This is a genomic window from Jeotgalibacillus sp. S-D1 (assembly GCF_004358665.1).
In the GTDB taxonomy this organism is placed as follows: Bacteria; Bacillota; Bacilli; order Bacillales; family Jeotgalibacillaceae; genus Jeotgalibacillus.
Genome location: NZ_SMZR01000003.1, coordinates 1 through 25,441, shown reverse-complemented (window position 1 = coordinate 25,441; position 25,441 = coordinate 1). Strand labels below are relative to the sequence as shown.

Sequence of the window (25,441 nt, the reverse complement as noted above, 5' to 3'; positions counted from 1 at the left end):
AATACTAAATACAATGGTGGTGATAAACCCACTAAATGTAACAAAGAATTTAATACTTTTATTCATTTTTGGTCTGATCAACAAAAAAGCGATCAAGCCAATTGGGACTGGAAGATACAAAAGCCAAATTGTAATGCTACCTAATAAGAAGTAACCTACAAACTTCAACAGAATGCTACTTTCTTTTCTTCTAACCCACTTTTAGCAACTCTTACTACAACAAATAGATAGCTTAAGATATACAAAAATAGCAGATTAGCTTCTAGAGTATTAAAAATAAGATCACCTCCGGTTGACTGTAATATATAACAAAACTATTTTAATGCTGTGTTACTCGCAACTCGGGTATTAAAAAGCCTCCTTGGCATTATCAATAATCTCTTGAGGAATCTTAATCGGGTCAATCTCATCCATTTTAGTGTAGGTTTCTTCGATGGTCTGATCTGATAGCATATCCCGTTCATCAAAACCATTAATCATTTCTATATCAAGGTTAATTGTGGAATCTACAGGCAACAAGGTGTTTTGATCAAAGGAGATCGAGTAAACAATCTCATTTACGGAAACATCATTCAAGTATTCCGCCAGATTAAAATAGGGCTGGGAGAAATCCAGCATTAGTTCCGTGAAAGGAACAAATTCTTCCCCCGATCCTGTGAAGGACAGAATGAGCGAATCCTCTTTTTCTTTTACATCCATTTCTCCGGCATAGGACAGCAGCCATTCCATTCGTTCAGAAAGGTCTAACAGCTCCTTATACGAATCTAAAGAAGGCTGAGTGCCACCATCCTGGTTAATATACCACTCCTCCCACCTTTTAGAGGTTGAATAGGTGGTTTCCCCGTCAGTATACATTTCAAGAACGGTTTCAGGAGCAAGATCAATTAAATTCGTTACCATGGTGGCATGAATTCCTTCGGGGTCATTAACTGAATCTGCATTAATTTCTGTGATTTGTTTTGACGAATTATCATCTATGTAAATAATATCCTGGTCAATTAGAATTTTAGCTTGAAAGCTATTAATGTCCTCAAGGGCCCGAATAGAGGCTTCCAGAATTTCCTCCGGTGTCTCCGGATCTGCTGAACAGCCTGCGAATAAAAAGCTGGAAACGAATATCAGTGGTGAATATAACTTCTTCATCTTTTCCTCCTATGTTTATTTCCCATTTCTAAAAAATCTTACCTAAAAACGAATAATCCTTCAACCATGCTTTTTTGAGATGGTAATAGGTACTACCCTTTCAAAATTGATAATTCCGTCGGGTTTTATAATGGGTATATTTGTAATTTTTTTTGCTAGTTGAGGAAAGGATTTTTACTATTTTATGATATCATTAAATGTATATTTCTTCTTCAACTAACGGCGCAGGTTAGTTCAACAAGCGTAGTGTAGTCGAATGGTAATGTTTCTAAAAAGATTAGTTATTGGTAAAATAAGTTAGGGTTTCAGAAGTAAAAGATCTAACGAGGAGAAACAGAACTATGCCAGAAAATAACAATGAGTCATTTCGTAATATGAATATAAAAGAAAAGATGGCAACAGTTACCGGATTAGCATTTCTCATTATTTTGGTAGTGGGCTTTGTATTGGGGCTTTATTTCTTTGGACTGGCAGGGGTTTTTGAACTGCTCGGCGTTCAATATGAATCTATCTGGTCATTGATTGTTTTTGTTGTCAGTTTCTTTATTTTAGGAATCATTGTCGAATTGTTTTCCAAAGCAATTTTCAAGCTGTCTGTTCGAAATATTACAGGGAAAATAAAAGTATTTTTTATCCGAATCAGTTTTGAAGGCACATCGAACTGGTTAGTCCTGTTCGCAGTGGATGAGTTTATGAGAAGTATTACACTCTCCTTGAAAACAGAAATTATTATTGCATTGCTACTTGCGATAATAGAAATTGTTTTCGACGATGATAAGGAAATCTCCTAATATAATTGGGGACTTTTTGTACCTCGGGTAGAGAGTAATGGAATTGGGAAGTGCACAGTTCGAAAATAATGAAGAGAAGTCTTAAACTATCGGCGCAGGATAGTTAAACAATCGTCAAGAGCTTTTTTTCAACAATCGAGCCATTTAATTGAAGATCTCATTAGATGAATAATTATATTTAAAGGAAAAGTTCATCCTGATAAAGAATATTAAAAAAGAATAAGTTAATTGCTATTACCATAAGGGAGGAATGGAATTTATGGTCAAAAAACTGATCGTCGGCGACGCATCGCATGAACTGTCTACTACGCGCCGCATTCTGGAACGATTGCCCGAAGAACAAATGTTGTGGAAACCGCATGAGAAATCGATGACACTTGGCGGGCTGGCCACGCACCTGGTCAACCTGCTAAACTGGCAAGTCGCGATTTTGCAGTACCCGGAGTTCGATCTTTCGACCGTGCCGCTGAGGCGGGAGCCTTTGGAAAAACGCGCTGACGTGCTGGAGGAGTTCGATATAAACGTCAGCAAGTTGGAAAAGCTGCTCACCGAATGCGAAGAGAAAGCGCTCGGCGAGGAATGGATTCTGCGCCACGGCGACCGTATCATCCTCCGAGAGCCGCGGGCGACCGCGTTCCGCACCTTCGGATTAAGCCACATGGTTCATCACCGAGCGCAACTCGGGGTTTATTTGCGGCTTCTCGATATTCCGGTGCCGGGCATCTACGGCCCCTCTGCCGACGAGGAATAACTAATGAATCAAGTTTCTCATCCAATGATCGCCAAAAAGTCGTAGCCCACCGGCATGAAGCGGGATACACTACTATAATGGACAAGAAGGATTATACTCCTTGCTTACTAACATTTGAGGATTCTTAATTGAATAATACCAGTTAATATCAGCTTTTTTTATTTAAGAAAAAGTCGCTTTTCTTTAGTAAGAAGGCGTCTTTTTGATTTGCCCCTACATATAAAGGGATTAGATTGTGTTAAGGTGAAAAAATTGTGAAGATTATCACTCAAACTAACGGGTATCGTTAGTTAAAAAACCCTACATATTAAAACAAAAAACCCGATGAGCTCTAGGCTCACCAGGCTGATTGGTACGATTGTGTAAATTATCTTCCTACACTCCAATGATTTAAAAGTGGACCTTCAGAGCCGTAGACAGGGTCGTTATCGGGAATGGGTACATGCCAGATTTCTTCTAACACATTTGGCCGTTCTCCCGGTTCTCCTGTACGCATATTATACTCGGCACCGTCAGGGTAGGCTCCGACGATACGGAAATCTTCGCTGGATTTCATATTTTTATGGCCCGTTCCGGCAGGCAGCAGGAGAACATCCCCGGCATTAACATCTACCATTTTACCTTCCTCGCCGCCGATCTGAATCATTGCAGTGCCAGACTGGACACCGAGAACTTCGTGCGTATTGCTGTGGTAGTGATGGTAATCATGCACGCCGCCAACCCAGCTGTTGCGCCAGTTATTCTTGTTAAAGGTCGCTTCAATGTCATCAGGGTTGTCCTTAAATGCCCCTTCATATACCAGTACAGAAAGCTGCTGATTATTTGGGATTGAACCGTCATCTTCTAATGGATACACTTGCACTTCTACAGTCATAACATATCCCTCCTGTTTTATAGGTATTTACCCTTTTTTCAGAAGGTCATGCCAACAACTGGGAATAATTTTATTAAAGTTTGATGTCAATTGTAAACAAAAGTTTATTTTGCATCTTCAAAGGCAGGATCGTGAAACGGATGAGCCACCCAGCCTTCTTTTTCAATGAACAACCGGACTGCTACGACCTGGCGCTCATCTGTCAGTGTAAAGAAATGGGGGACATTAACAGGAACTGAGATCACATCTCCCGGCGCTAAGTTGACATCAAAGTAGCCTTTTTCTTCACTTTTAATGATAAAGATTCCGGACCCTGCAGTAATGGCGCGAACTTCATCTTCTGTATGCGTATGCACTTGCTCAAATTTCTTCAGCAGCGCATCAAGATCGGGCGTGTTTTCATTTAATGCGATTACGTCCCAGTTATGGTAGCCGCGGCGCTCGGCAAGTGAGCGGATTTCTGCATCAAAAACAGTTAAAACCTGTTCTTTTCCTTCATCCCCTATATGCGTTTCATTTTGCAGCTCTGCGGGCAGCTTGGATGTGTCCCATTTTTCATAAAGAACACCTTGATCCTGCAGGAATTGAAGAACATTTTCTTCTCCTTCAATTACTTCACTCGTATTTCGAACCGTGATCGTCGCCATGCTGCATTCCTCCTATATTTTTTTCACTGAGGACAGCTTCAGATGGTAGTTGAATAAAAACTCAAAAGCTTCCAGATGTTTTTTCGCTTCAAAACCATTTCGTCCCCACACGGTAATTCCATGATTGAGGATTAAAACACCATATATATTTTCTTTAATTTGACCTGCAAGCAGTTCAGCAAGGGCGGGCAGGTCAGCTTTATTTTCAATGATTGGAACAGTGATTTCAGCATCTTCTTCCCACATATTAAATGCCTTAATTAACTCAAGCCCTTTAAATGTGATAGACCCTTGCTCTTTATAAAGCTCTGAGATCACATTATTTGCCACGGTGTGAACATGCAGGGAGCATCCGGCATCAGTTAGCTGATAAATACGCTGATGCAGCACAGTTTCTGCTGAAGGACGCAGACTGCCTCCATGAACAGGCAGGCTGTTGTCATCTACTAGGATAAAATCCTCCTGTGTGCGTTTGCGTTTATCTTTCCCGCTCGCCGTTACAAGAAATTGCAGTGGTTCCTCCCGAACCTTAATCGATAAATTTCCGCTTGTTCCAGGGAACCAGTCCCGTTCAGCCAGTTCATCTTTAATATCCGCCAGTTCTCTCCAGCGGTCAGTGTATACAGTGGATAAGGTTGTCAAGTAGCCACCTCCTTTTGTTGTTCAAGCTGTTCAATGATTTCATGGAAGGATTCAAACCGTTTATAGGAAAGATTCAGTTCTTCACATTGATTAATTAAATAGTCGTCACATGCGTAAACCTGGTCAGCTACCTTAGCTGCTTCTAAGTCCGTAACAGAATCACCGATCACTATTTTAAAATAGTCATCAGAATAGGTGCGAAGAATGCTTGGCTTGCAGCACCCGCAGCCGTTTGTGCATTGCGCGTCGCAGGTATACGGCCAGGTGATACGTATTCTGTCACCTGAAAAATCACTGCCGTTGCAATAGATATGGTCTTCCAATCCATATGGTTTTAAAAGAGGGTAGACGAAGAAATCAATTCCTCCGCTTACAATCTTAAGCTCAATGTCTTCATTTCTTGTGTAAGCCACAAACTCTTCAAAGCCGTCACGGATGACTGCCCGCTCCAGCAGAAATTGCAAAATATCATTTTTTCTGTGAGAGGGAAGGGTGGAAAAAAGTGCTCCGACTCCTTCTTGAATTGAGACCTCCCGGGCAAGAATCTGATCCTTGATTTCTTCCCATTCGGGCGGAGCGAACTCCTTCATGATGGCAATGATGTTATCAGAGGTGGTAATTGTGCCATCAAAATCACAGAATATAATTCTTTTTTTATTCATCAGCCGCGCCCCCATAACGTTAAAGCAGTCGCGAGTTCAGATGAATTCGCAGCTGCTTCATCCAGGCTCTGCCCGCTGATCACTCCGTCAATTGCATCCCGGAACGCTTTCGCACCGGCAGCTGCCCCTTCAGGATGACCATGTATTCCGCCGCCTGCGTTAATAATAGAATCAATGCCAAAGTCCTCAACAAGCTGAGGCGTCAGGCCGGGGTGAATGCCGGCAGAAGGAACAGGAAACGCCTTATTTAACGCATTGTCAGCTGTCAGTGCTTTTGCGATCAGCTGCGTTTCTGATTTTTCCATCGCAACACTTCCGTATGGAGAAGGGAAGAGAACAAAATCAGCACCCGCCAGGCGAAGAAGCTTGCCAAGCAACACCTGGTTTGATATCCCATATAAAGGTGAAGCTGTCAGGGCACCTGATACAGCAGGGTGAGCCATGATCGGAACATGAATCTCCGGATCCTCAGCAAGACTTTGCAGCGTATCAAGCCCGTAGGCAAAAACATTAAATAAAAGCGCATTTGCTCCAAGAGAAACCGCTTTTCTTGCTTTTTCTTTTAAGTCAAACGTTCTCCCTGTTAAATTAACTGCGTAAAGCGTTTTGTGGCCGCTGCGTTCATATTCCTGCTGCAGCACCTGTTTACCGGCAGTGATGCGTTCTTCAAACGGTGTAAGCGGGTTATCAAACAGAATTTCATCGTCCTTTACCAGGTCGACGCCGCCTGCTGCCTGCAGCTGCAGCTGTTTAGTGAATTCAGTTAAATCCCTGCCCAGAATACCCTTAAAAATACTCATTAAAAGCGGGCGGTCATATACGTTAAGCTCCCTGCGGATAGCTGGAATGCCGAATTGTGGACCGGGGAAGGCCTGCTGCAGTGATTCACTGAGTTCAATATCCATCAGCTTTACTTCGCCATCTAGAGATAATTTTCCGATAATCGTTGTTAAAATCGCCGGAATATCAGCGCTGAAGTTAGCAGCGGGATACGAGATTTTAATCAGGCCTGCTTTTCTTTTATCCGTAAAATGGCCGGCCGCCGGAGAGGCCTCTGTTTCCTGGACTGAAACCACTTCTCCCTTATGCTTTTTTAATTGATCCTGATCAACTGCTGGAAGGTTTGTCCACGAACCTACCGTTAAACCCAATGCGATGGACTCAGCCTTTTTTTCAAGGTCTCCTTTTTGATCATGAACCAAATACGTTGCTGTTACACCAGTCATAATTAGCCGCCTTTCCGATTGTGAAAATGAAAAGTCCCCTTCCTGAATAGAGGAAGAGGACTTTGATTATGATAGATTCTTCCTCTTATCCTTCAGCTGCTGCTGTGAGAATTAGCACCTTGAATCAACACGCATGTTGAAACAGGTTGCCGGGTTTCATCGGGCTCGCCCCTCCACCTGCTCTTTATAAGAGATTAAGATATTTAGTTAATGGGTGTATTTAAAATCATGTAGTGAATTATTGCAAATATCTTAGGGCATGTCAACAACTTATCTGAAAAAATGATTTATTCAAAAAATGGATTGACAAAACCTGTAACACTTCGTAAACTTGCAATTAATGATTTGAAATTAAACAAAATAACCCAATTGAATAGAACACTCTTATCGAGAGTTGGCAGAGGGAATTGGCCCTGTGAAGCCCGGCAACCGGCCTCAAGCAAAGCATGCTTGAAGGCACGGTGCTACATCCAACAGACACACCAGTCTGAGAGATAAGAGGTAGGATACCGTCCTTTCCGCCTCTTTCTTAACTAGAAAGAGGCTTTTTTAATTTAAAAGCGGAAACTGGCGTTTAGCTCCGACAGACGTAAGACGCGGTGGCAATTAGGCGCTCTTTGCCTAAATGCCAGCGTGACTTACGATCCGAGGAGCTGCCAGTTGTAGCTGGATAAAGTAAAAGCGGAAGGCGCTCGTTCAGCCCCGACAAGCATAAGGTTCGGTGGCCAAGTGGACGCTCTTTGTCCACTGGGGCAGCGTGACTTATGACCTCGAGGGGCTAGCGCCTGTAGCTGGATAAAGTAAAAGCGGAAGTCGTTCGTTCAGCTTCGGCACGAGTCGACGCAGGGCGGCTGATTTATCGAACAACATTTTAATTATATCGATCATTTCCACCGTTTTATCGATCATTTTTTATAATATATCAATCAACATTTCATGTTTATCGGTCAAATGGGTCTGGATCACTCATTTATCTGACTAGTTTCCCAATATATCGATCAACTTTTTGCAATTATCGATCACAGATCTGGTGATATCGATCAGGATCAAGGGCCAAGTACCTGTTTGGCAATAAGAATGACCAACTACAAATAGAGAGGGCGACTACCATGGCTTTAACTGAAACGCTGGTTTATAAAGAGCTTACGGAAGAAAGTGTGCTGGATTATTTAGTAGAAAAAGAACTGCTGACGAATAAAGAAAAGGCGCAATGCAAGGAAGTCGGAGATGGTAATTTAAATTATGTATTTATTGTAAAAGATGAATTGAATGGGAAGTCAATGGTGGTAAAGCAGGCGCTGCCTTACGCAAAAGTGGTGGGGGAAAGCTGGCCGCTGTCGCTCGATCGCGCCAGAATTGAAGCAGCATCATTACAGCATGCAGCCCAAACAGTGCCGGATCTGGTGCCGCAGGTTTTTGCTTCAGATGAATCGCTGGCTTTAACTGTAATGGAGGATCTTTCTGAATTTACCATTCTTCGTAAAGGCCTGATTGAAGGGAATAGATATCCGTACCTGGCAGAGCATGTGGGGAGGTTTTTGGCCGAGACCCTCTTTAGTGCATCAGACGAGGCGCTTGGGCCAGTGGAGAAAAAGAAGTTGGCAAGACAGTTCATTAACCCTGATTTATGTGATATTACAGAAAAGCTTGTTTTCTCAGATCCTTATTTTAAAGCTGAAACCAATAGCTACCCTCAAGCTCTGCAGAAGGAAGTGGAAGCAATCTGGCAAAATGGCCAGCTTAAATTTGAAGTGGCCAAGCTTAAGAAAAAGTTTTTAACCGAAGGGGAAACTCTTCTCCATGGTGATCTGCATACTGGCAGCATCTTTGTTACTGAAAAAGAAACAAAGGTGATCGATCCGGAATTTGCATTTTTTGGACCGGCAGGCTTTGATGTTGGTGCATTTTTGGCTAATCTCTTTTTAAATTATCTTGCTCAGGAAGAACGCCAGGTAAATGAGCGCGAAAAAGAAGAGTTGCAAACGTATCTACTTCAAACCGCTGTGCAGACATGGAATGTTTTCGAAACAGGCTATCGAAAGCTTCTTACTGAAAATGGACTGGATGAGCAAGCCAGAACAGAAGAATATGCAGATTATCTACTGCAAAAAATTCGGACAGATGCAATAGGCTTTGCGGGATGCAAAGTAATCCGCCGAATTATAGGCTTAGCCCATGTGGAGGATGTCGATGGAATTGAGAATGAAGAAGCGCGTCTCCGTGTTCAAAAATCAGCCTTAAAACTGGGTGAAGCACTCATTATCAATCAAAACCGTTTCAGTTCTATTTCTGAATTAGTCGAATGGATAAAGGAGCAAAATTAATGGCAATAAAACAGGATTTTATCAAACCAATGACCTGGCAGGGCGATTCAATTAAACTATTAAATCAGCAGAAGCTGCCAAATGAAATTGAATTTATCTTTCTTACATCAATTGAACAGGTGTGGGACAGCATTCACAGCTTAAAAGTCCGCGGTGCACCGGCAATTGGCATAACAGCTGCCTACGGATTGGCTCTTTGGGGGCTGCAGTCAAACTATGATTCTGCAACGGAATTTCGACATGAATTAACAAAACAGTTTGACTATCTTGTGTCTTCCAGACCGACAGCCGTTAATCTTTACTGGGCGCTTGAGCGGCTTGTAAACAGCGTAAAATATGTAGAGGATGTCGGGGGAATCAAAGAAACCCTTGTTAAAGAAGCGGTTCTGATTCAGGAAGAAGATGAGAGAACATGCAGGGCAATAGGTGAAAATGGTTTTTCTTTGTTCCCGGATAATCCAACAATATTGACGCATTGCAATACTGGAGGAATCGCTACCTCAAAATACGGCACAGCACTTGGGGCGTTTTATGTGGCGAAGGAAAAGGGTGCAAATCTTTCTGTTTTTGCGACTGAAACAAGACCTGTTCTCCAGGGTTCCCGGCTGACTGCATGGGAGCTTCAGCAGGCTGGTGTAGATGTGACGCTGATTACTGATAATATGGCAGCGCATGTGATGAAGAATAAAAAAATTGACGCAGTGATCGTTGGTGCTGACCGAATCGCCGCAAATGGTGATACAGCCAATAAAATAGGTACATTGGGCTTGGCGCTTCTTGCTAAGGCATTAAATATCCCATTTTATGTGGCTGCGCCATTATCAACAATTGATCTGACGGTGCAGGACGGAAACGGAATCACCATTGAAGAACGTTCAAGCGAAGAGGTTACGCATATTGCCGGAACCAGAATTGCTCCTGAAAACGTCAAGGTGTATAATCCTGCTTTTGATGTAACGCCTAATCACTTAATTACGGCTATTATTACAGAAAAAGGCGTAGTGGAAGGCAGCTATTTAGAGAGTCTTAAGGAAATAAAATAAAGATATATTATCCCTTAATATTGAAATTAATTAAAATAATATTTAAAATAAAAACATCAAATAATGACTTATTAAAAGTTATTGTTTGATGTTTTTTATATGTGTATATTTCCTATCATTCTCTATTAACCCAAGCGTTTAATCACTCTTCTAATTGGTCATATTACTTTTGCGGTGTTAAGTAATTAACAAGATAACTTTTATAATATATATCAAATATATGTAAAATAATTAAAATATAATTTATTTTATGTGATATTTCCTTTACCATGCTACCAAACTCCATAACTAATGAACTAAAGGATAAAAATTACTTTTTATTAATTTAATGATTTTGCTTTTTTTAATATATACTTTGGAATAAGATAGAATTATAGCAAATAAGGAGGAGTAAAATGAAAGCGCATACAAAAGGGTCTGTTACAGTTAAAGCGAAACATGGAACTCAACTTGAAACAAAAGGGTGGCAGCAGGAGGCGGCTCTCCGGATGTTAATGAATAACCTGGATCCTGATGTGGCGGAACGTCCGGAGGATCTGGTGGTGTACGGAGGGATTGGAAAAGCTGCGCGAAACTGGCCTTCCTATCATGCGATTGTCCAGTCGTTAAAAAAACTGGAAAACGATGAGACCTTGCTGGTTCAATCTGGAAAGCCTGTTGCGGTCTTTAAATCCCATGCCGATGCGCCGCGGGTTTTAATCGCAAATTCAAATTTGGTCCCGGCGTTTGCAAATTGGCGTACCTTTCATGAACTCGATCAAAAAGGGCTGATGATGTACGGACAGATGACAGCTGGCAGCTGGATTTATATTGGTTCCCAGGGAATCGTGCAGGGAACCTATGAAACATTTGCCGAGGTGGGCAGGCAGCATTTTAATGGGTCGCTGGAAGGGACAATCACTGTTACCGCTGGTCTTGGCGGAATGGGAGGGGCCCAGCCGCTTTCTGTAACGATGTGCGGAGGCGTCTGTATTGCTGTGGATGTTGATGAATCCCGCGTTGACCGAAGGATTGAAACGGGTTATTTAGATGTTAAAACCACCTCGCTGACAGAAGCCATTGAGCTTGCGCAAAAGTCAAAAGAGGAAAAGAAACCCCTGTCGATCGGTTTGATAGGGAATGCTGCTGACATTCTTCCAAAAATGATTGAGGTACATTTTATCCCGGATGTCTTAACGGACCAGACCTCCGCACACGACCCGCTTAACGGGTATTTGCCGCTGGGACTCACTCTTGAAGAAGGAAAAAAGATGAGAAAAGAGGATTCAGATCAGCTGATCACTCGGGCCAAACAATCCATGGCCACGCATGTGCAGGCGATGCTTGAGTTGCAGAAAAAAGGTGCTGTGACATTTGATTACGGCAATAATATTCGCCAGGTGGCACTGGATGAGGGGATTGAAGATGCCTTTGATTTTCCGGGATTCGTCCCTGCGTATATACGGCCGCAATTTTGTGAAGGAAAAGGACCATTCCGTTGGGTTGCGCTATCGGGTGACCCTGAAGATATCTATAAAACGGATGAAGTTATACTTCGTGAGTTTGCAGGCAATACCCATCTATGCAATTGGATCCGAATGGCCAGAGAAAAAATTCAGTTTCAGGGGCTGCCGTCCCGTATTTGCTGGCTGGGCTATGGGGAACGTGCGCGTTTTGGAAAAATCATAAATGACATGGTGAAAAGCGGGGAATTGAAAGCCCCGATTGTGATAGGACGGGACCATTTGGACAGCGGATCGGTGGCCTCGCCTAACCGTGAGACGGAAGCCATGAAAGACGGATCGGATGCTGTTGCAGACTGGCCGATTTTAAATGCCATGATAAACGCAGTCGGTGGCGCTACGTGGGTCTCCGTTCATCATGGCGGAGGTGTTGGCATGGGCTATTCCATACACGCAGGGATGGTGATTGTTGCTGATGGTACGGATGAAGCCGGGGCAAGGCTCGAGCGCGTACTGACGACCGATCCGGGCATGGGGATCGTCCGCCATGCAGATGCCGGCTACGATCTGGCAGAAAAAACAGCCAGAGAAAAGGGCATTGCAATTCCAATGCTCGATACAGAATAAAACAGGATTTTAGCGGAAAGGAGGATGGATAATGGGAAAGCCAATTTGGATAAAGTATGCAGCACAGCTCGTCACGATGGCGTCATCTGCAAAAGGGCCCAGGAAGCATGAAGAGATGAGCGATTTGGGGGTAATTGAAGATGGCAGCTTGTGGATCGAGCACGGTGTCGTTGTACGGGCAGGTTCAACAGAGCAGCTTGAGCAGCACTTCGCAAACCGGGCGCATGAAGCGGAAATTGTAGATGCTTATGGAAAGCTGGTGACACCGGGGCTTGTTGATCCTCACACTCACGTTGTATACGGCGGGACGCGGGAACAGGAGTTTGAAAAGCGGCTTAAAGGGATCAACTATATGGAAATTATGAATGCAGGCGGCGGTATTCATGCTACAAGCAGGATGACAAGAGAAGCTGATGAAGATGAATTATTTGAGCAGTCTTTTGCCAGGCTGGACTCATTCCTGCGTCATGGGGTGACAACTGTTGAAGGCAAGAGCGGCTACGGTTTAAACCTGGAAACGGAGCTCAAGCAGCTTCGGGTGATGAAAAAGCTTAATGAAGCGCATCCGATTGATCTGATTCCGACATTTATGGGGGCCCATGCCGTTCCGAAAGAATATAAAGGAAGAGAAGATGATTATGTAAATCATCTTATCGACACGATGATTCCAAGAGTGGCAGAAGAGGAACTGGCCCGATTTAACGATGTGTTTTGTGAAAAGAATGTCTTCACACCGGAGCAGTCCGAACGTATTTTAGAAGCGGGAAAAGCATTTGGTTTGATCCCTAAGGTTCATGCTGATGAAATAGAATCTTACAGTGGGGCGGAGCTGGCTGCAAGAGTGGGAGCCATTTCAGCAGAGCACTTATTGAAAGCTTCAGATGAAGGAATTGCGGCGATGGCTGAAAGTGGAGTGATTGCCTGTCTGCTTCCTGCAACTGCCCTTTATTTACGGGAAGAAGCAGCCCATGCAAGAAAGATGATCGATGCAGGCGTAGCTGTTGCGATTTCGACGGATTGCAATCCTGGTTCATCTCCTACCACCAGTATGCCGCTTGTCATGAACCTCGCTTGTATCTCCATGCGTATGACACCTGCTGAAGCGCTTTGTGCGGCAACCATCAATGCAGCATTTGCGATCGGTGCGGAAGAAGATGCGGGAAGTATTGAGGCGGGGAAAAAGGCGGATGTCGTCATGTGGAACGTACCCAATTATCAGATGCTTCAGTATGCGTTTGGGGTTAATCACGTTGCGTCTGTCTGGAAAAATGGACTTCAGGTTGTTTGAAGGCAAGGGACGGGGGATTTGTGATGAATGACATTAAGCTTGCACTGCAAAAGAATTATCTTGTCGCCAGCGATTGGATCTGGAAAAAGGATCCGGCTGATAAAGGCAAGGTCCATCAATGGATTCAGCCGATGGAGGATTGGGAGGGGGGGAACCCGGATGTTGTTTTGTTTGGAATGCCTCTTTCCAGGTCCTCTATCAGCGTATCAGGTGCTTCAGAATATCCTTCGGCTTTTCGAAGAAGCTGGAAGGGATTCTCTACCTATAATTTAGATGAAGACATCGATTTATCTTCCCTGAGTGTGGTGGATCTTGGCGATGTAAAATTGCATGGCACCAATGTTGAAGAGTGTCATCAGCGGATTGAACAGGCTGCCCATGCTGCAGCAAAGCATTTTAAAAAATCCATTACAGTTGGCATTGGCGGTGACCATTCGGTTACAGCGTGTTCAATTAGAGGTCTCAGGGACGTTTATCCTGATGAAACAATTGGTATTTTGCAGCTGGATACGCATCTTGATTTACGCGATCCGGCTGAAAACGGACCAACCAACGGTACTCCGATCCGGCAATTGATTGAGGGCGGGATTGTAAAGGGAGAGCATGTCTGCAATATCGGACTTCATGGATTTTTTAATACTGCCGATCTTGTGGCCTATGGCAAAGAGCAGGGTATTAATATGATTACGCTGCAGCGGGCCCGTCGGCAGGGAATTACCAATACCATTGAAGCTTCACTTCAGCAGCTGACTGAAAAGGTGGACAGAATCTATGTAACTGTTGATATGGATGTGCTGGATATCAGCTTTGCTCCCGGGGTTCCGGCCTCTACACCTGGGGGAATGACTACGCAGGAATTATTTGATGCGCTTCTTCAGATTGGGAGGCATAAATCGTTTCGGCATATTGATTTTGTTTGTCTTGATCCTACGAAGGATGAGGCTGCATCACCCACTGTAAAAGCAGGTGTTTATAGCTTTTTACAAGTAATGACCGGTGCTGCATTGGCGAAAAGAGAGGGGGAGGCTGGATGATTACATTAAACGGCAATAACCTGACGATTGAGCAGGTAAACCGTGTTCTTTTTGATAATGAAAAAATCAGGATTGAAGAACGCAGTATGGAAAAAGTGATAAAAAGCCGCAGTGCTGTTGAAAAAATCGTCAGTTCGCATAAAATTACGTATGGCATTAATACGGGTTTTGGGAAATTCAGCGATGTTGAAATTGATAAAAAAGATGTTCATGCCCTGCAGCTTCACCTTATCCGTTCCCATGCATGCGGCATCGGAGACCCCTTCCCCGAAGTCGTCTCCAGAGCGATGATTCTCCTCCGTTTAAATGCATTGTTAAAAGGCTATTCAGGGATCCGTCCCATTTTAGCTGAACGTTTGATGGTTATGGTGAATGAACACATCCACCCGGTTATTCCCCAGCAGGGCTCTCTTGGTGCATCGGGCGATTTGGCTCCACTTTCGCATCTAGCTCTCGTTTTAATTGGGGAAGGGGAAGTGTGGCAAGGCAGGAAGAGGATTCATGCAGCAGAAGCGTGGAAGCAGATCGGTGTTGCACCAATTACCCTGCAGGCAAAGGAGGGCCTGGCGCTCATTAACGGCACACAGGCAATGACAGCAATGGGTGTTATTAATTATCTTCAGGCCCAGAAGCTTGCACTTCAAAGCGAATCCATTGCTGCTATGACGATGGAAGGTCTCCACGGGGTCATGGATGCATTTCATCCGGCTATTCATGAAGCAAGAGGGTATCCGCAGCAAATCGCGGTGGCAGAGCGGATGAGAGCGATCCTCCATGACAGTAAACTGACGACAAAGCAGGGGGACCGCCGCGTGCAGGATGCGTACTCCCTGCGCTGTATTCCTCAGGTTCATGGAGCAAGCTGGCAGGTGCTGGACTATGTCAAAGAAAAGCTTGAAATTGAGTTAAACGCGGCAACGGATAATCCGTTGATATTTGATGACGGTGAAACAGTTATTTCCGGAGGGAACTTTCACGGCCAGCCGATCGCTTTTGCTATGGACTTTTTAAAGGTCGCTGTGGCGGAGCTTGCGAGTATTTCAGAGCGGCGGATAGAACGGCTCGTTAATCCGCAATTAAGCGATGGGCTGCCCGCTTTTTTAAGTCAGCAGCCGGGTCTTCAATCAGGAGCAATGATACTGCAGTATGCAGCGGCGAGTCTTGTATCCGAAAACAAAACGCTTGCCCACCCTGCGAGTGTGGACTCCATTCCTTCTTCAGCCAATCAGGAGGACCATGTAAGCATGGGCACCATCGGGTCGAGACATGCGTATCAAATTATTCAAAATGCCCGCAGGGTTCTTGCAATAGAAGCCATTTGTGCTATGCAGGCTGTTGACTGCAGGGGTGCATTTGGAATGAGCAGCGCAACTGGAGCCTGCTATAACGAGTGGCGCTCACTCGTCCCGGCTATTACAGAGGATCGTTCATTATCACAGGATATTGAAAAGCTTAGTGATCATCTGCTGTCTGGCAAGGTTCAAAAAGCGATTATATGAACTTACTAAGATATTATGCGGCTGGGACATAACTCTAAAAGTCATGCAAATGGAGGCTGTTTTAATCGCAACGATGAGGTGAACGGAGCGGAAGGTGGCGACTCCTGCAGGATTTGACGAGGCTTGAGACCCCGCAAGGCGAAGCCTGAGGAGGCTCAAGCGAAGTCCCTGCGGAAAGCGTCCACCTGAAGCGCAGTGAACCGGTTTGAAGAGGGTGAGACACATTTGTCCCACCCTCTTTTGAATAGGAAGAAAAGTGCGTTATAATAATGAAGGATAGCGAGTAAAATGATCTTGTCTATTGAAGATAGAGGTCTTTTTAAGGTAAAATTTAGAAAGTAAAAGCGATAGAAAGAGAGTGAAACCTTATGGGTCGTAAATGGAATAATATTAAAGAAAAGAAAGCTTCCAAAGATGCAAGCACCAGTAATATATATAACAAATTTGCCCGCGAAATATATGTAGTGGCAAAACAAGGAGAGCCGGATCCCGAATCAAACCAGGCGCTGCGCGTTGTGCTGGAGCGTGCAAAAACCTATAATGTGCCAAAAGCCATTATTGAACGCGCCATCGAAAAAGCAAAAGGCGGAGCGGAAGAAAACTTTGATGAGCTGCGCTACGAAGGCTTTGGCCCGAATGGTTCCATGATTATCGTGGACGCGCTGACGAATAACGTAAACCGTACGGCGCCGGAGGTTCGTACAGCCTTTGGTAAAAACGGCGGGAATATGGGCGTCAGCGGATCGGTTGCCTATATGTTTGAATCCACTGCAGTCTTTGGCATTGAGGGCAAAACAGCTGATGAGGTTCTTGAACTGCTAATGGAGGCCGACATCGAAGTCCGCGATATATTAGAAGAAGAGGATTCCATCATTGTGTATGCAGAGCCTGATCAATTTCATGCTGTGCAGGAAGCATTTAAAGGTGAAGGAATTACTGATTTTACAGTAGCTGAGCTGACCATGCTTGCTCAAAACGAAGTAGAATTAGAAGAAGATGCTCAAGCCCAATTTGAAAAACTGATCGATGCACTAGAAGAATTAGAAGACGTTCAGCAGGTTTATCATAATGTTGATTTGAAGTAAGTTAAAGACCATTTCAATATAAATTTAAAAAAGAAAAATGACTCTGTTACAGTGCAGTGTCATTTTTCTTTTTTGATACACACATAAATGATTGAATTCTTAGGTTCATTGGAGCGGAAGGCGGGGACTCCTGCGGGATGCAGCGTGACAGGTGAGACCCCGCAGAGCTCACCGCACGCCCCGCGGAAAGCCTCCGCCTGCAGCGGAAATGAACCGGTTCTGTTTTAGAGGATTAATTCATCGCCACATATAAGAAACTGTATTTTCATATTGCTAATCCATAATAAAAGGAACCATCCCATCCGCTGTCGTCGGTAAGGTGGTTCCTGTGTTTACTCTGATGCAGTTTTTCCTGTTTGGTTTTGGTTGTTTTTGTACGCAGATCCAGCTCCAATGCTGCAAAGGGGCTGCGTTTTATCTGGGGGTCCAGCCGGCCTTCCCGCAGAAGCTTTTTCCGATGTTTTTGTGCTTTTGAACGTGCCATGAGTGGGTCATTCCTTTCCATACAGGGTTCCTTTTATTATACCATTTAAAAACTCATAAAATAAAACAGGTCATTAAATAGTATGTCAGGAAATATGACAGGAGTTTTTGATTGATTGGTAAACATTAGTATACTAACTTCCATTACCAATTAAGTAGTTGAATTGTTATGAAAATGATAACAATCAATTAGTTAATAAAATGGAGGGGAGCTTATGTTAACACCAATAACGGGGTATCTTATTTTATTATTCTTTGGCGTATTCTTTACCGGTCTTACCGTTATCATGCAGCGTCGAAGGAAAACAAAGATGACCGCTGAACAGTTTAGTACTGCAGGAAGAAGCATAGGGATCGGACTGGCAAGTGCTTCAATTATCGCTGCCTGGACATGGGCTGCTACGCTTATGATGTCATCCTCCACAGGGTTTCAGTACGGGATAAGCGGTCCGTATTGGTACGCTGCCGGCGCATGTATTCAGGTTTTATTATTTGCTATTGTTGCTATTCATCTAAAAAGAAAAGCACCAAACGCCCATACATTTTTAGAGTTCATTGGAAAGCGATTTGATGGCAAAAACCATACGCTTATGATGTTTTTTGCGTTAATGACCAATATTATTGTCACCTCCATGGTTATCCTTGGAGGGGCGATCGCCTTGAATTCGTTAACGGGTATGAATATCTATGCGGCAGCTTTTTTAATCCCCTTAACCTTTACCATCTATACCATGATCGGAGGGTTAAAGGCTTCCTTTATAGCTGATTATTTAAACACGGTTATGATATTTGTTATTCTTGTTGTTTTTGCCACAGTTGTCTATACGAAATTTGGCGTAACCACTGTCTATGAAGGATTGAGCTCGCTGCCGGATTCACAGCAGATGCTGACGATGGCTTCAATACCCGGCCTGCTTTTTGGAATGATTAATATCATCGGGAACTTCGGGACAGTATTTGTGGATCAGTCCTATTGGCAGCGAGCGATTGCAAGTAAGGACAGTGCTGCTTCAAAAGCTTACATATATGGGGGCATTGCATGGTTTTCGATTCCATTTGCTATAGCGACTTTTTTAGGTGTCAGTGCTGCAGGACTAGGGCTGACAATTGGGGATCCTGACGCGTCTGCACCGCTTATGGCAGCTCATTTGCTGGGAACTGCGGGATCGATTTTATTTTTAGTGATGTTGTTTATGGCTGTTATTTCCACGGGAGCGGCGGAGCTTACAGCCATTACGAATATTATTGTGACGGATATTTACCGAAAATCGATCAATCCAAAGGCGAGCAGTGCACAAACGTTAAAAGTTTCCCGAAGCGTTACCTTGTCATTCGGGCTTGCGATGGGTCTGTTTTCAATCCTGCTTTTTAATATTGGAATCGGTCTGGGCTTCGTATATATGGCGATGGGGATCTTTGTAAGCGGGGCTGTTATACCATTAACCATTGGACTGTTATGGAAAAGAGCAACAAATGATGGTTGTTTTTATGGAGCGTTACTTGGCATGATTTCAGGTATTACCGTTTGGAATATTTCAGCCTATGTCATGTACGGTCAAATAAATGTGGATTCATTAGGTCAATTATATTCCATGCTATTTGGAAACCTTACTGTCTTTATTGTCAGCGGACTTATTTCAATTGGACACGCGCTCCTTTCTAAACAGGAATTCGATTTTGAAGCCTTAAAGGATCAATTTAAAAGCTTCGATGAAGATGAAGAGGAAAATCAGGAAGAAATTGAATTCGTTAAACGCAAAGGGGCTGTGTGAAAATGGAGGATCGTCAGCTGCTGAAAGATGCAAAGCTGTGTACCAGATGGGCTCTTGGGTTAACATTTCTGCTTATTTTTGCATTCCCGGGCATCATGTTTCTAACCGGCTATAATTACACCTTGCAGTTTTTTAAAGGGTGGACATACCTTGCCTTCGGATGGCTGGTTATTGCCGGACTGTATACGACCATTCGTCCCTGGGTGGAATATTTCATCGAAAAGAAACAATCACGTATTAGCTGAACCTGACTTTAAAGGAGAAACGAAAGAATCCCCCGTATAATTATCATACGGGGGATTCTTTCGTTATTTACCGCGTCTTGGCGGATGTAAATCATCAGGATCAATTGAAGGATTGTTGATTGTTCCTTCAGTGTAAATGTCATCTTCAGTGGTCCAGGCAGAAGTATCATTAGAAAGATCTTCGCCGGTTCCTTCCCAGCCGGTTTTTGGCGTTGGGGTGTTCGGTGGTTCATTTACTGAAGTAGAGTACGGCTTTTTTGAAGCGGTTGAATGATTCGCAGGGCGTTTGTATTCATTTCTGATTTCTTCCGCCGTTGCTGCAGCACGTTCTCTGGAAAGCTCAGTCGTTTCAGCTTTTCGTTCCAATTTATCCAGGTAGCGTGAAGCATTATCTCTGCCGCCCAGTCCGAATGCTAATCCAAATGCAAGAGCAAGTGCACCAAGGATTAAGATAAAGGCTGAATTAACAATTGTATCGGCAACGCCTAATTGGTCAAGAGCCATAAATAATGCAAGTGCCATAATGGCGTATTTAGCAGCTGAACTTAGGGAAGATAGCTGAGATCCTGTAAACAGACTGTCCAGAACCCGCTTCACAATGTTTCCTAAGATAATACCAAGTGCCAAAATAATAACCGCTGTTATCACGCTAGGTAAAAATGCGACAACTGCTGATCCAAGATCAACCATGAAGTTGAGCCCGACAATTTGGAAGGCTTCAACAAAAAACAGGATGACTACAACAATTTGTGCAAGATAACCTACAATATCAGCTGGGGTCATTCTGGATTGATTTGGCTTCCATCCTCCAACTTTTAAATGATTGGTTGCATTGTTAAAGCCAAGTCTTCCAAGGAAATCTGCAACAAATCTGCGTACCCATTTACCAGCCCATAGTCCGACAAAGATAAGAGCAAGGGCAATAATAATATTTGGTATCATCGCAATGACATTATTCAGCATATTAATCGCTGGTCCGGTAATTCCTTCGATCTGCAGCTGATCAAGCGCTGAGATGGTAACAGGAATCATGATAAGTACAAAAACGACCGTTCCGATAATGGAAGAAAGAGTAGTATCTTTCAGGAAGTTTGAGAATCCAAGGCGGTGGGCAGCTTTATCTGTCCCAACAGCATGAAGGAAGTTCGAAACAATGTCACGAATGATTTTCGCAACAATCCAGCCTACAGCAAAGATTAATGCAGCTGCTACAAGGCGTGGAATAAATGCCAGGAAGCTTGCCAGCATATCGCTGAATGGTTCAGAAATCGCGTCGATTCCAAGCGCTCCCAAAATACCTGGAAGGAACATCAGTAAAACAACATAAAACACGATGGTTCCAATGTTTTCTACGTAGTCATTTAAATTTCTGCGATCTTTAACATATTTGTGCTCACTTACACTCTTGTTCCTTGCAATGGCATGTCCGCCTTTTACAACAAGTGTTTTTAAAACGAGTGCAATCCCGTAAGCAAGCAGCAGAATCAGCGCTGCCTTCAATACATTTGGAATAAATGCAAGCATGGTATCTACCATATTCGCTAGAGGTGTTGCAATAATTTCCAGATTAAGAATGTTGAAAAATAAGACTAATACAAAGACCATTAAAATGTAGAAAACTACTTTTCCAATAATCTTTTCTGGAGGCCATGAAGGTTTCTTCTCCTCACGTTCTGCTTTTTGCGGCTGGGCTACAGCCGTTCTCCGTCTGGGAGAGCCATATTTCTTGATAACGCCTGTTTTCAGCAGTACTTTTTCAACTGCTTTTCCAATTGCTTTGGCAACTAAATAACCGATAAGTAAGACTAATAATGCCAGGACGAAATTGCCAATGGAATTTAAAAACGCGCCTGAGTTAAAACCGTTATCTGTAAAGATATTGTTCATAAAGCGTCCTCCTATTCATTTTTTAGTATGCTTCAATGTCTTTGTTCCCTAAGTTTTCACAATCAAAACAGAAAGAGAGACAGATTAATAGTTTTTAGTTATATACAATCATATAAATGGGAGATTATGTTTAGAGGCATGATATGTGAAGTGGAGGGGAAGGCAGTTAATAAGACAAAAAAGAAATCCCGGCATTACTTTCCATGCAGGGATTCCTTTTTTAATTGATGAATTTCGTCATGGTTTAAATGTCTCCACTGGCCAACAGCCAGGTTTTCCAAGTGGATGCTTCCGATTCGGATTCTCTTTAATGTCTGAACGGTATAATCAAATGTTCGGCACATACGGCGAATTTGTCTGTTTAATCCCTGAGTCAGTGTGATGGCCAGAGTATAGTCATCTAGTTGCAGCGCTTGGCAGGGGGAGGTAAGGGTTCCCCGGATATTGATCCCGCCTTCTTGAATACCCTGGATAAGCATGGCTGAAATAGGGCGGTCTACTGTCACAATATATTCCTTTTCGCGATGGAACTCCTTTTTCATTAAGGGGTTTACAATGCTGCCATCGTTCGTAAGCAGGATCAGGCCCTCGGAATCTTTGTCCAGACGGCCCACAGGAAAAATTCTCTCTGGATAATTGATATAGTCAATAATATTATCCTTAACATTTGGCTGAGCAGTGCAGGTAACACCCCTAGGCTTATTGTAGGCTAAGTAAACAGGAAGGGGAGTATCCGGAAGCCGTTTTCCATCGATCCGAATCTCGTCTTCTGCTTCAACCTGCTGTTTCGATGTGCAAGGAACGCCGTTTATTGTCACTCTGCCAGCTTCAATCAGCCGGATTGTTTCCCTTCGAGAACAGTATCCGGTCCTGCTTATAAACGTATGAATATGCATGTATGAACCTCCACGAAGTGTGTGATCAGAAATTTATTTTAATAAAAATTCTTCAACCACTTTAGCGACGCCATCGTTCATATTTGTATCGGCTACGTAATCCGCAGCTTCTCTCATATCATCCGGCGCATTTCCCATGGCAATCCCGAGTCCGGCAAATTGAATCATGGACAGGTCATTATAACTGTCCCCAACTGCGATGACTTCCTCCTGCTTAATATCAAACTGTTTGATCAGCTGTTCGATACTGGAACCTTTTGTTACGCCGCTTTCTGTGAACTCAAGGAAATAGGGTTTTGAACGCATAACACTAAGTTCCCCGTTTAATTCTCTCTGAAGTTTCTTTTCTGTATGGACCAGAATCTCTTCTTTTTCAAGCATTAAGACCTTCACGACAGGATCTGTAATCGTCTTCTTGAAATCGTCTACCACATGAAGGGGAAGGCCGGTGATCTCAGCTTCAATATCAGAAAACGGATTAGCACTTTCCGTTACAATGGAATCGCCAATGTATGTGTGAATTCCGACATTTTCTCTTTTGCTTATCTCATATAAACGGTGGACTGTTTCCGGTGAAAGCGTACTTGAAAAAACCTCTTCCTTTGTCTTAGCATTAATAATTTTTGCACCATTAAAAGATAAAATATAGCTTCCATATTCATCAAGTTTTAATTGTGCAGCAACATCCAGCATTGCAAAGGTAGGGCGCCCGGAAGCAAGAACCACTTTCACACCGGCTTCCTGTGCCGTCATAAGAGCCTTAATTGTACGTTCTGACATTGTATAGTCATCGCGCAGCAGTGTATCATCCATATCTAGCACAATCATTTTATAGTTCATTTTAAAAATCTCCTTCTTGTCTATACATATCCTTCTATTGTACTACAAGCAGAGGGTGGCGGCTAGTTCACTGCCCTGGTTTTATCAGGGAAGAGCCGCCTTTTGAGAGATAAAGATAACCGATTAAAGAGACAGCTGTAAGAACCATCGCCAGTGTTCCTGCTCTGACTGCTATTTGAACAGAAACCAGTTCTGAAAGAGCCCCGAGGGTCAAGGTAGCAACGATAATCAGTAAAGCCTCCATTAAGCCATAAATACTCCCTACCCGCCCCATTACTTCAGCCGGTATATTGTTTTGGTAAAAAGTGAGGTAGCCTGTATTCGCAAAAGAGATAAAAAAGGCAAGAGTGAAACAGCCGATTGCAGCAAGGGTAAAATTTGCAGAAAAAGCGAATATCACATATCCCCCTGAAACAAATAATGTACCAAAGCCCATCAGCTTAAACAGAGAAAACCATCTCGCATAAATCATATTGCATAAAGATCCAGCAGCTATGCCTGCTCCTGCAATGCTTACAAGAAACCCGTATTCACTGTTGGAGAGATGCAGAACCTCTAAAGAAAACACGGCTTCCAGCGAGTCGACTGCTGTGGCTAGTACCATCATAGTTCCATTAAATAACAGGTAAATCATAAATACTGCTATGTGCTTGCGGGTAAATTCAACAACGAGCGTCCAATCTTCCTTTACAAGCAGAAGGGATGAGGATGATTTATTGTTGTCTGGAATCGTTGCTTGTTCAACCTCCGGCATAAACCATGTAGCTATAGAAGATAACAAAAAGGCTGCCCCTGTAAAGTACAGCGCAAAGACAGGTGAGCTGACGATAAAAAGAAGGCCTGCTATTGCCGGACCAATTAAAAATGCCCCGGATGTCATCACACTATACAACGAATTGAATTTCTTCCGGTGCTCCTCAGGAATTAGTTTGGTTATATATACCATCGAGGCGGGCTTAAACATGGCATTCGCGATATTAATCAAAAATGCAGTAAGATAAATCACCCAGACCGTTGATATAAAAGGAATGAGTAGGATAATGAGCGCCCTCACAACATCAAGAACAATCATTAATGTTCGTTTGCTGTTACGATCGATCATGCTGCCCGACCAGCTGTTTGTAAATAGGGCGGCGAGGGGACCAAGTGTGTAAAGAATGACAATACTGAGCGGCGAGCCGGTCATATCATATAAAAGTAAATTAAGTGAAAGCAGGTAAATCCATGCTCCGATATTGGAAATACCCAGACCTGCCATCAAAATAAAAGTATATCTCCAGTAGTCTTTTTTCGTCAGCAGCTCCATGTGCGACACTCCCCGCGTAATCATTTGCAATCAATTTCGAATAGTTGACAACAAAAAATCCCACCTCCAAGATTTTCATCTTGGAGGCGGGATTATAATCTCGCGGTGCCACTCCAGGTTTATTGACATGTCGCCATATCAGTCTCATTAAGTACAGCTTTCGCTTATACCCCGGCTCTATAACGGGAGCTCCCGTCACACCATCCCCTAAACAGGTTCCTTTGTGCTGCTCAAAGATTTGGTTCAATAAATCTTTCCTGCTCCTTTTCACCAGTCTGGAGCTCTCTTTGAAGAAATAATTTATCTACTCTTCTCATCATCGCGTTTTATTTTTGATAGTGTAGCATTGTTGGGTAAATGTGTAAATAGGACAGGGGGAAGTTGGTGTTTAGTTGGGGCTGGGGGCGGAATGATCGATAAAAGCTAAAAGATGATCGATAAACGCGCAAAGATGTGCGATAAAACGGAAATCTGACCGATAAAAGTGTGGAAAATGGGGTGCTGACCGATAAATGTCAGGATCTGATCGATATATCGGCGAAGATGATCGATATAAAGGCAGAAGTGATCGATAAACTCACAAAAGTGATCGATAAAATGCCTCCTGGCGAGTGGACGGCCCACGGTCTGGCTTCTCACATTGAAAAAAGCTTTGACGCTAAGGTGAGAAAAGCGGGTTTGTCTGATAAAAGCAAAAAGATGATCGATAAACACTCAAACATGTGCGATAAAACGGAAATCTGACCGATAAAAGTGTGGAAAATGGGGTGCTGACCGATAAATGTCCGAATCTGATCGATATACCAACGAAGATGATCGATATAAAGGCAGAAGTGATCGATAAACTCACAAAAGTGATCGATAAAATGCCTCCTGGCGAGTGGACGGCCCACGGTCTGGCTTCTCACAATGAAAAAGGCTTTGACGCTAAGGT

General features: G+C 43.4%; 23 protein-coding genes, 2 riboswitches and 1 other annotated feature. Of the genes, 12 read left to right on the top strand and 11 right to left on the bottom strand.

The annotated features are described in order from the left end of the window. Window positions 1-348 precede the first annotated feature (348 nt). On the bottom strand, window positions 349-1,143 hold the full coding sequence (locus tag E2R51_RS10920; protein WP_133377119.1) for a DUF6612 family protein: 795 nt from the start codon (window positions 1,141-1,143) through the stop codon (window positions 349-351). Between the two features lie 341 nt (window positions 1,144-1,484). On the opposite strand from E2R51_RS10920, the gene E2R51_RS10915 reads away from it, so the two are divergent. Both E2R51_RS10915 and E2R51_RS10910 read left to right on the top strand, forming a co-directional pair. Next, window positions 1,485-1,934 (top strand): YrvL family regulatory protein, encoded by a 450-nt coding sequence (locus tag E2R51_RS10915; protein ID WP_133377118.1) that lies wholly within the window; start codon window positions 1,485-1,487, stop codon window positions 1,932-1,934. A 259-nt stretch (window positions 1,935-2,193) separates the two neighbouring features. Next, a complete protein-coding gene (locus tag E2R51_RS10910; protein ID WP_133377455.1) occupies window positions 2,194-2,685 on the top strand; it encodes a DinB family protein in 492 nt (163 codons plus the stop codon). 367 nt (window positions 2,686-3,052) lie between these two features. Here the strand turns inward: E2R51_RS10910 and E2R51_RS10905 are convergent, their stop codons facing one another. The 5 genes from E2R51_RS10905 to E2R51_RS10885 form a co-directional block, all read right to left on the bottom strand. Beyond that, window positions 3,053-3,559, bottom strand: coding sequence for a cupin domain-containing protein (locus E2R51_RS10905; RefSeq protein ID WP_133377117.1), 507 nt, complete (start codon window positions 3,557-3,559; stop codon window positions 3,053-3,055). A gap of 104 nt (window positions 3,560-3,663) precedes the next feature. After that, window positions 3,664-4,206 (bottom strand): cupin domain-containing protein, encoded by a 543-nt coding sequence (locus E2R51_RS10900; RefSeq protein WP_133377116.1) that lies wholly within the window; start codon window positions 4,204-4,206, stop codon window positions 3,664-3,666. A gap of 12 nt (window positions 4,207-4,218) precedes the next feature. Next, the gene (locus E2R51_RS10895; protein WP_133377115.1) at window positions 4,219-4,848 is read right to left on the bottom strand and encodes a methylthioribulose 1-phosphate dehydratase; all 630 of its coding nucleotides are present in this window, start codon (window positions 4,846-4,848) and stop codon (window positions 4,219-4,221) included. After that, window positions 4,845-5,510 (bottom strand): 2-hydroxy-3-keto-5-methylthiopentenyl-1-phosphate phosphatase, encoded by a 666-nt coding sequence (locus tag E2R51_RS10890; protein ID WP_133377114.1) that lies wholly within the window; start codon window positions 5,508-5,510, stop codon window positions 4,845-4,847. Before E2R51_RS10890 ends, E2R51_RS10895 begins: the two co-directional genes overlap by 4 nt. Then, complete coding sequence (locus E2R51_RS10885) at window positions 5,510-6,736, bottom strand: 2,3-diketo-5-methylthiopentyl-1-phosphate enolase (RefSeq protein ID WP_133377113.1); 1,227 nt, start codon at window positions 6,734-6,736, stop codon at window positions 5,510-5,512. Before E2R51_RS10885 ends, E2R51_RS10890 begins: the two co-directional genes overlap by 1 nt. Window positions 6,737-6,818: 82 nt before the next feature. Then, window positions 6,819-6,929, bottom strand: a riboswitch (SAM riboswitch). A gap of 188 nt (window positions 6,930-7,117) precedes the next feature. Continuing rightward, window positions 7,118-7,237, top strand: a riboswitch (SAM riboswitch). A gap of 608 nt (window positions 7,238-7,845) precedes the next feature. Here E2R51_RS10885 and mtnK point away from each other — a divergent pair. The 7 genes from mtnK to E2R51_RS10850 all read left to right on the top strand — a co-directional run bounded on the left by mtnK (window position 7,846) and on the right by E2R51_RS10850 (window position 17,078). Beyond that, entirely contained in the window at window positions 7,846-9,060 is a 1,215-nt protein-coding gene (gene mtnK, locus E2R51_RS10880; RefSeq protein ID WP_133377112.1) for an S-methyl-5-thioribose kinase, read from the top strand. Next, window positions 9,060-10,103, top strand: coding sequence for an S-methyl-5-thioribose-1-phosphate isomerase (mtnA, locus tag E2R51_RS10875; protein ID WP_133377111.1), 1,044 nt, complete (start codon window positions 9,060-9,062; stop codon window positions 10,101-10,103). Before mtnK ends, mtnA begins: the two co-directional genes overlap by 1 nt. A 395-nt stretch (window positions 10,104-10,498) precedes the next feature. After that, complete coding sequence (gene hutU / locus E2R51_RS10870) at window positions 10,499-12,172, top strand: urocanate hydratase (protein WP_133377110.1); 1,674 nt, start codon at window positions 10,499-10,501, stop codon at window positions 12,170-12,172. A gap of 31 nt (window positions 12,173-12,203) precedes the next feature. Next, window positions 12,204-13,460, top strand: coding sequence for an imidazolonepropionase (gene hutI / locus E2R51_RS10865; RefSeq protein ID WP_133377109.1), 1,257 nt, complete (start codon window positions 12,204-12,206; stop codon window positions 13,458-13,460). A gap of 23 nt (window positions 13,461-13,483) precedes the next feature. Then, window positions 13,484-14,494 carry an agmatinase family protein gene (locus E2R51_RS10860; protein WP_133377108.1) on the top strand — a complete coding sequence of 337 codons (1,011 nt, stop codon included), beginning with the start codon at window positions 13,484-13,486 and terminating at the stop codon, window positions 14,492-14,494. Continuing rightward, a complete protein-coding gene (gene hutH / locus E2R51_RS10855; RefSeq protein WP_133377107.1) occupies window positions 14,491-15,993 on the top strand; it encodes a histidine ammonia-lyase in 1,503 nt (500 codons plus the stop codon). Before E2R51_RS10860 ends, hutH begins: the two co-directional genes overlap by 4 nt. Before the next feature lie 368 nt (window positions 15,994-16,361). Next, the gene (locus E2R51_RS10850; RefSeq protein ID WP_133377106.1) at window positions 16,362-17,078 is read left to right on the top strand and encodes a YebC/PmpR family DNA-binding transcriptional regulator; all 717 of its coding nucleotides are present in this window, start codon (window positions 16,362-16,364) and stop codon (window positions 17,076-17,078) included. 265 nt (window positions 17,079-17,343) lie between these two features. On the opposite strand, the gene E2R51_RS10845 is transcribed toward E2R51_RS10850, so the two are convergent. After that, the gene (locus tag E2R51_RS10845; RefSeq protein ID WP_133377105.1) at window positions 17,344-17,562 is read right to left on the bottom strand and encodes a hypothetical protein; all 219 of its coding nucleotides are present in this window, start codon (window positions 17,560-17,562) and stop codon (window positions 17,344-17,346) included. 214 nt (window positions 17,563-17,776) lie between these two features. On the opposite strand from E2R51_RS10845, the gene E2R51_RS10840 reads away from it, so the two are divergent. Then, on the top strand, window positions 17,777-19,333 hold the full coding sequence (locus E2R51_RS10840; protein WP_133377104.1) for a sodium:solute symporter family protein: 1,557 nt from the start codon (window positions 17,777-17,779) through the stop codon (window positions 19,331-19,333). Window positions 19,334-19,335: 2 nt separating this feature from the next. Beyond that, window positions 19,336-19,578, top strand: coding sequence for a hypothetical protein (locus tag E2R51_RS10835; RefSeq protein WP_133377103.1), 243 nt, complete (start codon window positions 19,336-19,338; stop codon window positions 19,576-19,578). A 63-nt stretch (window positions 19,579-19,641) separates the two neighbouring features. Here E2R51_RS10835 and E2R51_RS10830 read toward each other — a convergent pair whose 3' ends face one another. The 4 genes from E2R51_RS10830 to E2R51_RS10815 form a co-directional block, all read right to left on the bottom strand. Continuing rightward, complete coding sequence (locus E2R51_RS10830; protein ID WP_133377102.1) at window positions 19,642-21,465, bottom strand: mechanosensitive ion channel; 1,824 nt, start codon at window positions 21,463-21,465, stop codon at window positions 19,642-19,644. A 194-nt stretch (window positions 21,466-21,659) separates the two neighbouring features. Beyond that, on the bottom strand, window positions 21,660-22,361 hold the full coding sequence (locus E2R51_RS10825; protein ID WP_133377101.1) for a pseudouridine synthase: 702 nt from the start codon (window positions 22,359-22,361) through the stop codon (window positions 21,660-21,662). Window positions 22,362-22,394: 33 nt separating this feature from the next. Further along, complete coding sequence (locus tag E2R51_RS10820) at window positions 22,395-23,201, bottom strand: Cof-type HAD-IIB family hydrolase (protein ID WP_133377100.1); 807 nt, start codon at window positions 23,199-23,201, stop codon at window positions 22,395-22,397. A 67-nt stretch (window positions 23,202-23,268) separates the two neighbouring features. After that, the gene (locus E2R51_RS10815; protein ID WP_240733051.1) at window positions 23,269-24,507 is read right to left on the bottom strand and encodes an MFS transporter; all 1,239 of its coding nucleotides are present in this window, start codon (window positions 24,505-24,507) and stop codon (window positions 23,269-23,271) included. Window positions 24,508-24,586: 79 nt separating this feature from the next. Continuing rightward, window positions 24,587-24,836 (bottom strand) — a binding site (T-box leader). A gap of 169 nt (window positions 24,837-25,005) precedes the next feature. Here E2R51_RS10815 and E2R51_RS10810 point away from each other — a divergent pair. Beyond that, window positions 25,006-25,251 carry a hypothetical protein gene (locus tag E2R51_RS10810; RefSeq protein ID WP_133377098.1) on the top strand — a complete coding sequence of 82 codons (246 nt, stop codon included), beginning with the start codon at window positions 25,006-25,008 and terminating at the stop codon, window positions 25,249-25,251. Window positions 25,252-25,441: the final 190 nt, after the last annotated feature.

Coding starts and splice junctions, on each gene's coding strand:
- E2R51_RS10815 (WP_240733051.1), bottom strand. CDS start 24,507: ATGGAGCTGCTGACGAAAAAAGACTACTGGAGATATACTTTTATTTTG.
- mtnA (WP_133377111.1), top strand. CDS start 9,060: ATGGCAATAAAACAGGATTTTATCAAACCAATGACCTGGCAGGGCGAT.
- hutH (WP_133377107.1), top strand. CDS start 14,491: ATGATTACATTAAACGGCAATAACCTGACGATTGAGCAGGTAAACCGT.
- E2R51_RS10850 (WP_133377106.1), top strand. CDS start 16,362: ATGGGTCGTAAATGGAATAATATTAAAGAAAAGAAAGCTTCCAAAGAT.
- E2R51_RS10845 (WP_133377105.1), bottom strand. CDS start 17,562: ATGGCACGTTCAAAAGCACAAAAACATCGGAAAAAGCTTCTGCGGGAA.
- E2R51_RS10910 (WP_133377455.1), top strand. CDS start 2,194: ATGGTCAAAAAACTGATCGTCGGCGACGCATCGCATGAACTGTCTACT.
- E2R51_RS10920 (WP_133377119.1), bottom strand. CDS start 1,143: ATGAAGAAGTTATATTCACCACTGATATTCGTTTCCAGCTTTTTATTC.
- E2R51_RS10835 (WP_133377103.1), top strand. CDS start 19,336: ATGGAGGATCGTCAGCTGCTGAAAGATGCAAAGCTGTGTACCAGATGG.
- E2R51_RS10900 (WP_133377116.1), bottom strand. CDS start 4,206: ATGGCGACGATCACGGTTCGAAATACGAGTGAAGTAATTGAAGGAGAA.
- E2R51_RS10830 (WP_133377102.1), bottom strand. CDS start 21,465: ATGAACAATATCTTTACAGATAACGGTTTTAACTCAGGCGCGTTTTTA.
- E2R51_RS10840 (WP_133377104.1), top strand. CDS start 17,777: ATGTTAACACCAATAACGGGGTATCTTATTTTATTATTCTTTGGCGTA.
- mtnK (WP_133377112.1), top strand. CDS start 7,846: ATGGCTTTAACTGAAACGCTGGTTTATAAAGAGCTTACGGAAGAAAGT.
- E2R51_RS10825 (WP_133377101.1), bottom strand. CDS start 22,361: ATGCATATTCATACGTTTATAAGCAGGACCGGATACTGTTCTCGAAGG.
- E2R51_RS10905 (WP_133377117.1), bottom strand. CDS start 3,559: ATGACTGTAGAAGTGCAAGTGTATCCATTAGAAGATGACGGTTCAATC.
- E2R51_RS10820 (WP_133377100.1), bottom strand. CDS start 23,201: ATGAACTATAAAATGATTGTGCTAGATATGGATGATACACTGCTGCGC.
- E2R51_RS10885 (WP_133377113.1), bottom strand. CDS start 6,736: ATGACTGGTGTAACAGCAACGTATTTGGTTCATGATCAAAAAGGAGAC.
- E2R51_RS10915 (WP_133377118.1), top strand. CDS start 1,485: ATGCCAGAAAATAACAATGAGTCATTTCGTAATATGAATATAAAAGAA.
- hutU (WP_133377110.1), top strand. CDS start 10,499: ATGAAAGCGCATACAAAAGGGTCTGTTACAGTTAAAGCGAAACATGGA.
- E2R51_RS10890 (WP_133377114.1), bottom strand. CDS start 5,510: ATGAATAAAAAAAGAATTATATTCTGTGATTTTGATGGCACAATTACC.
- hutI (WP_133377109.1), top strand. CDS start 12,204: ATGGGAAAGCCAATTTGGATAAAGTATGCAGCACAGCTCGTCACGATG.
- E2R51_RS10860 (WP_133377108.1), top strand. CDS start 13,484: ATGAATGACATTAAGCTTGCACTGCAAAAGAATTATCTTGTCGCCAGC.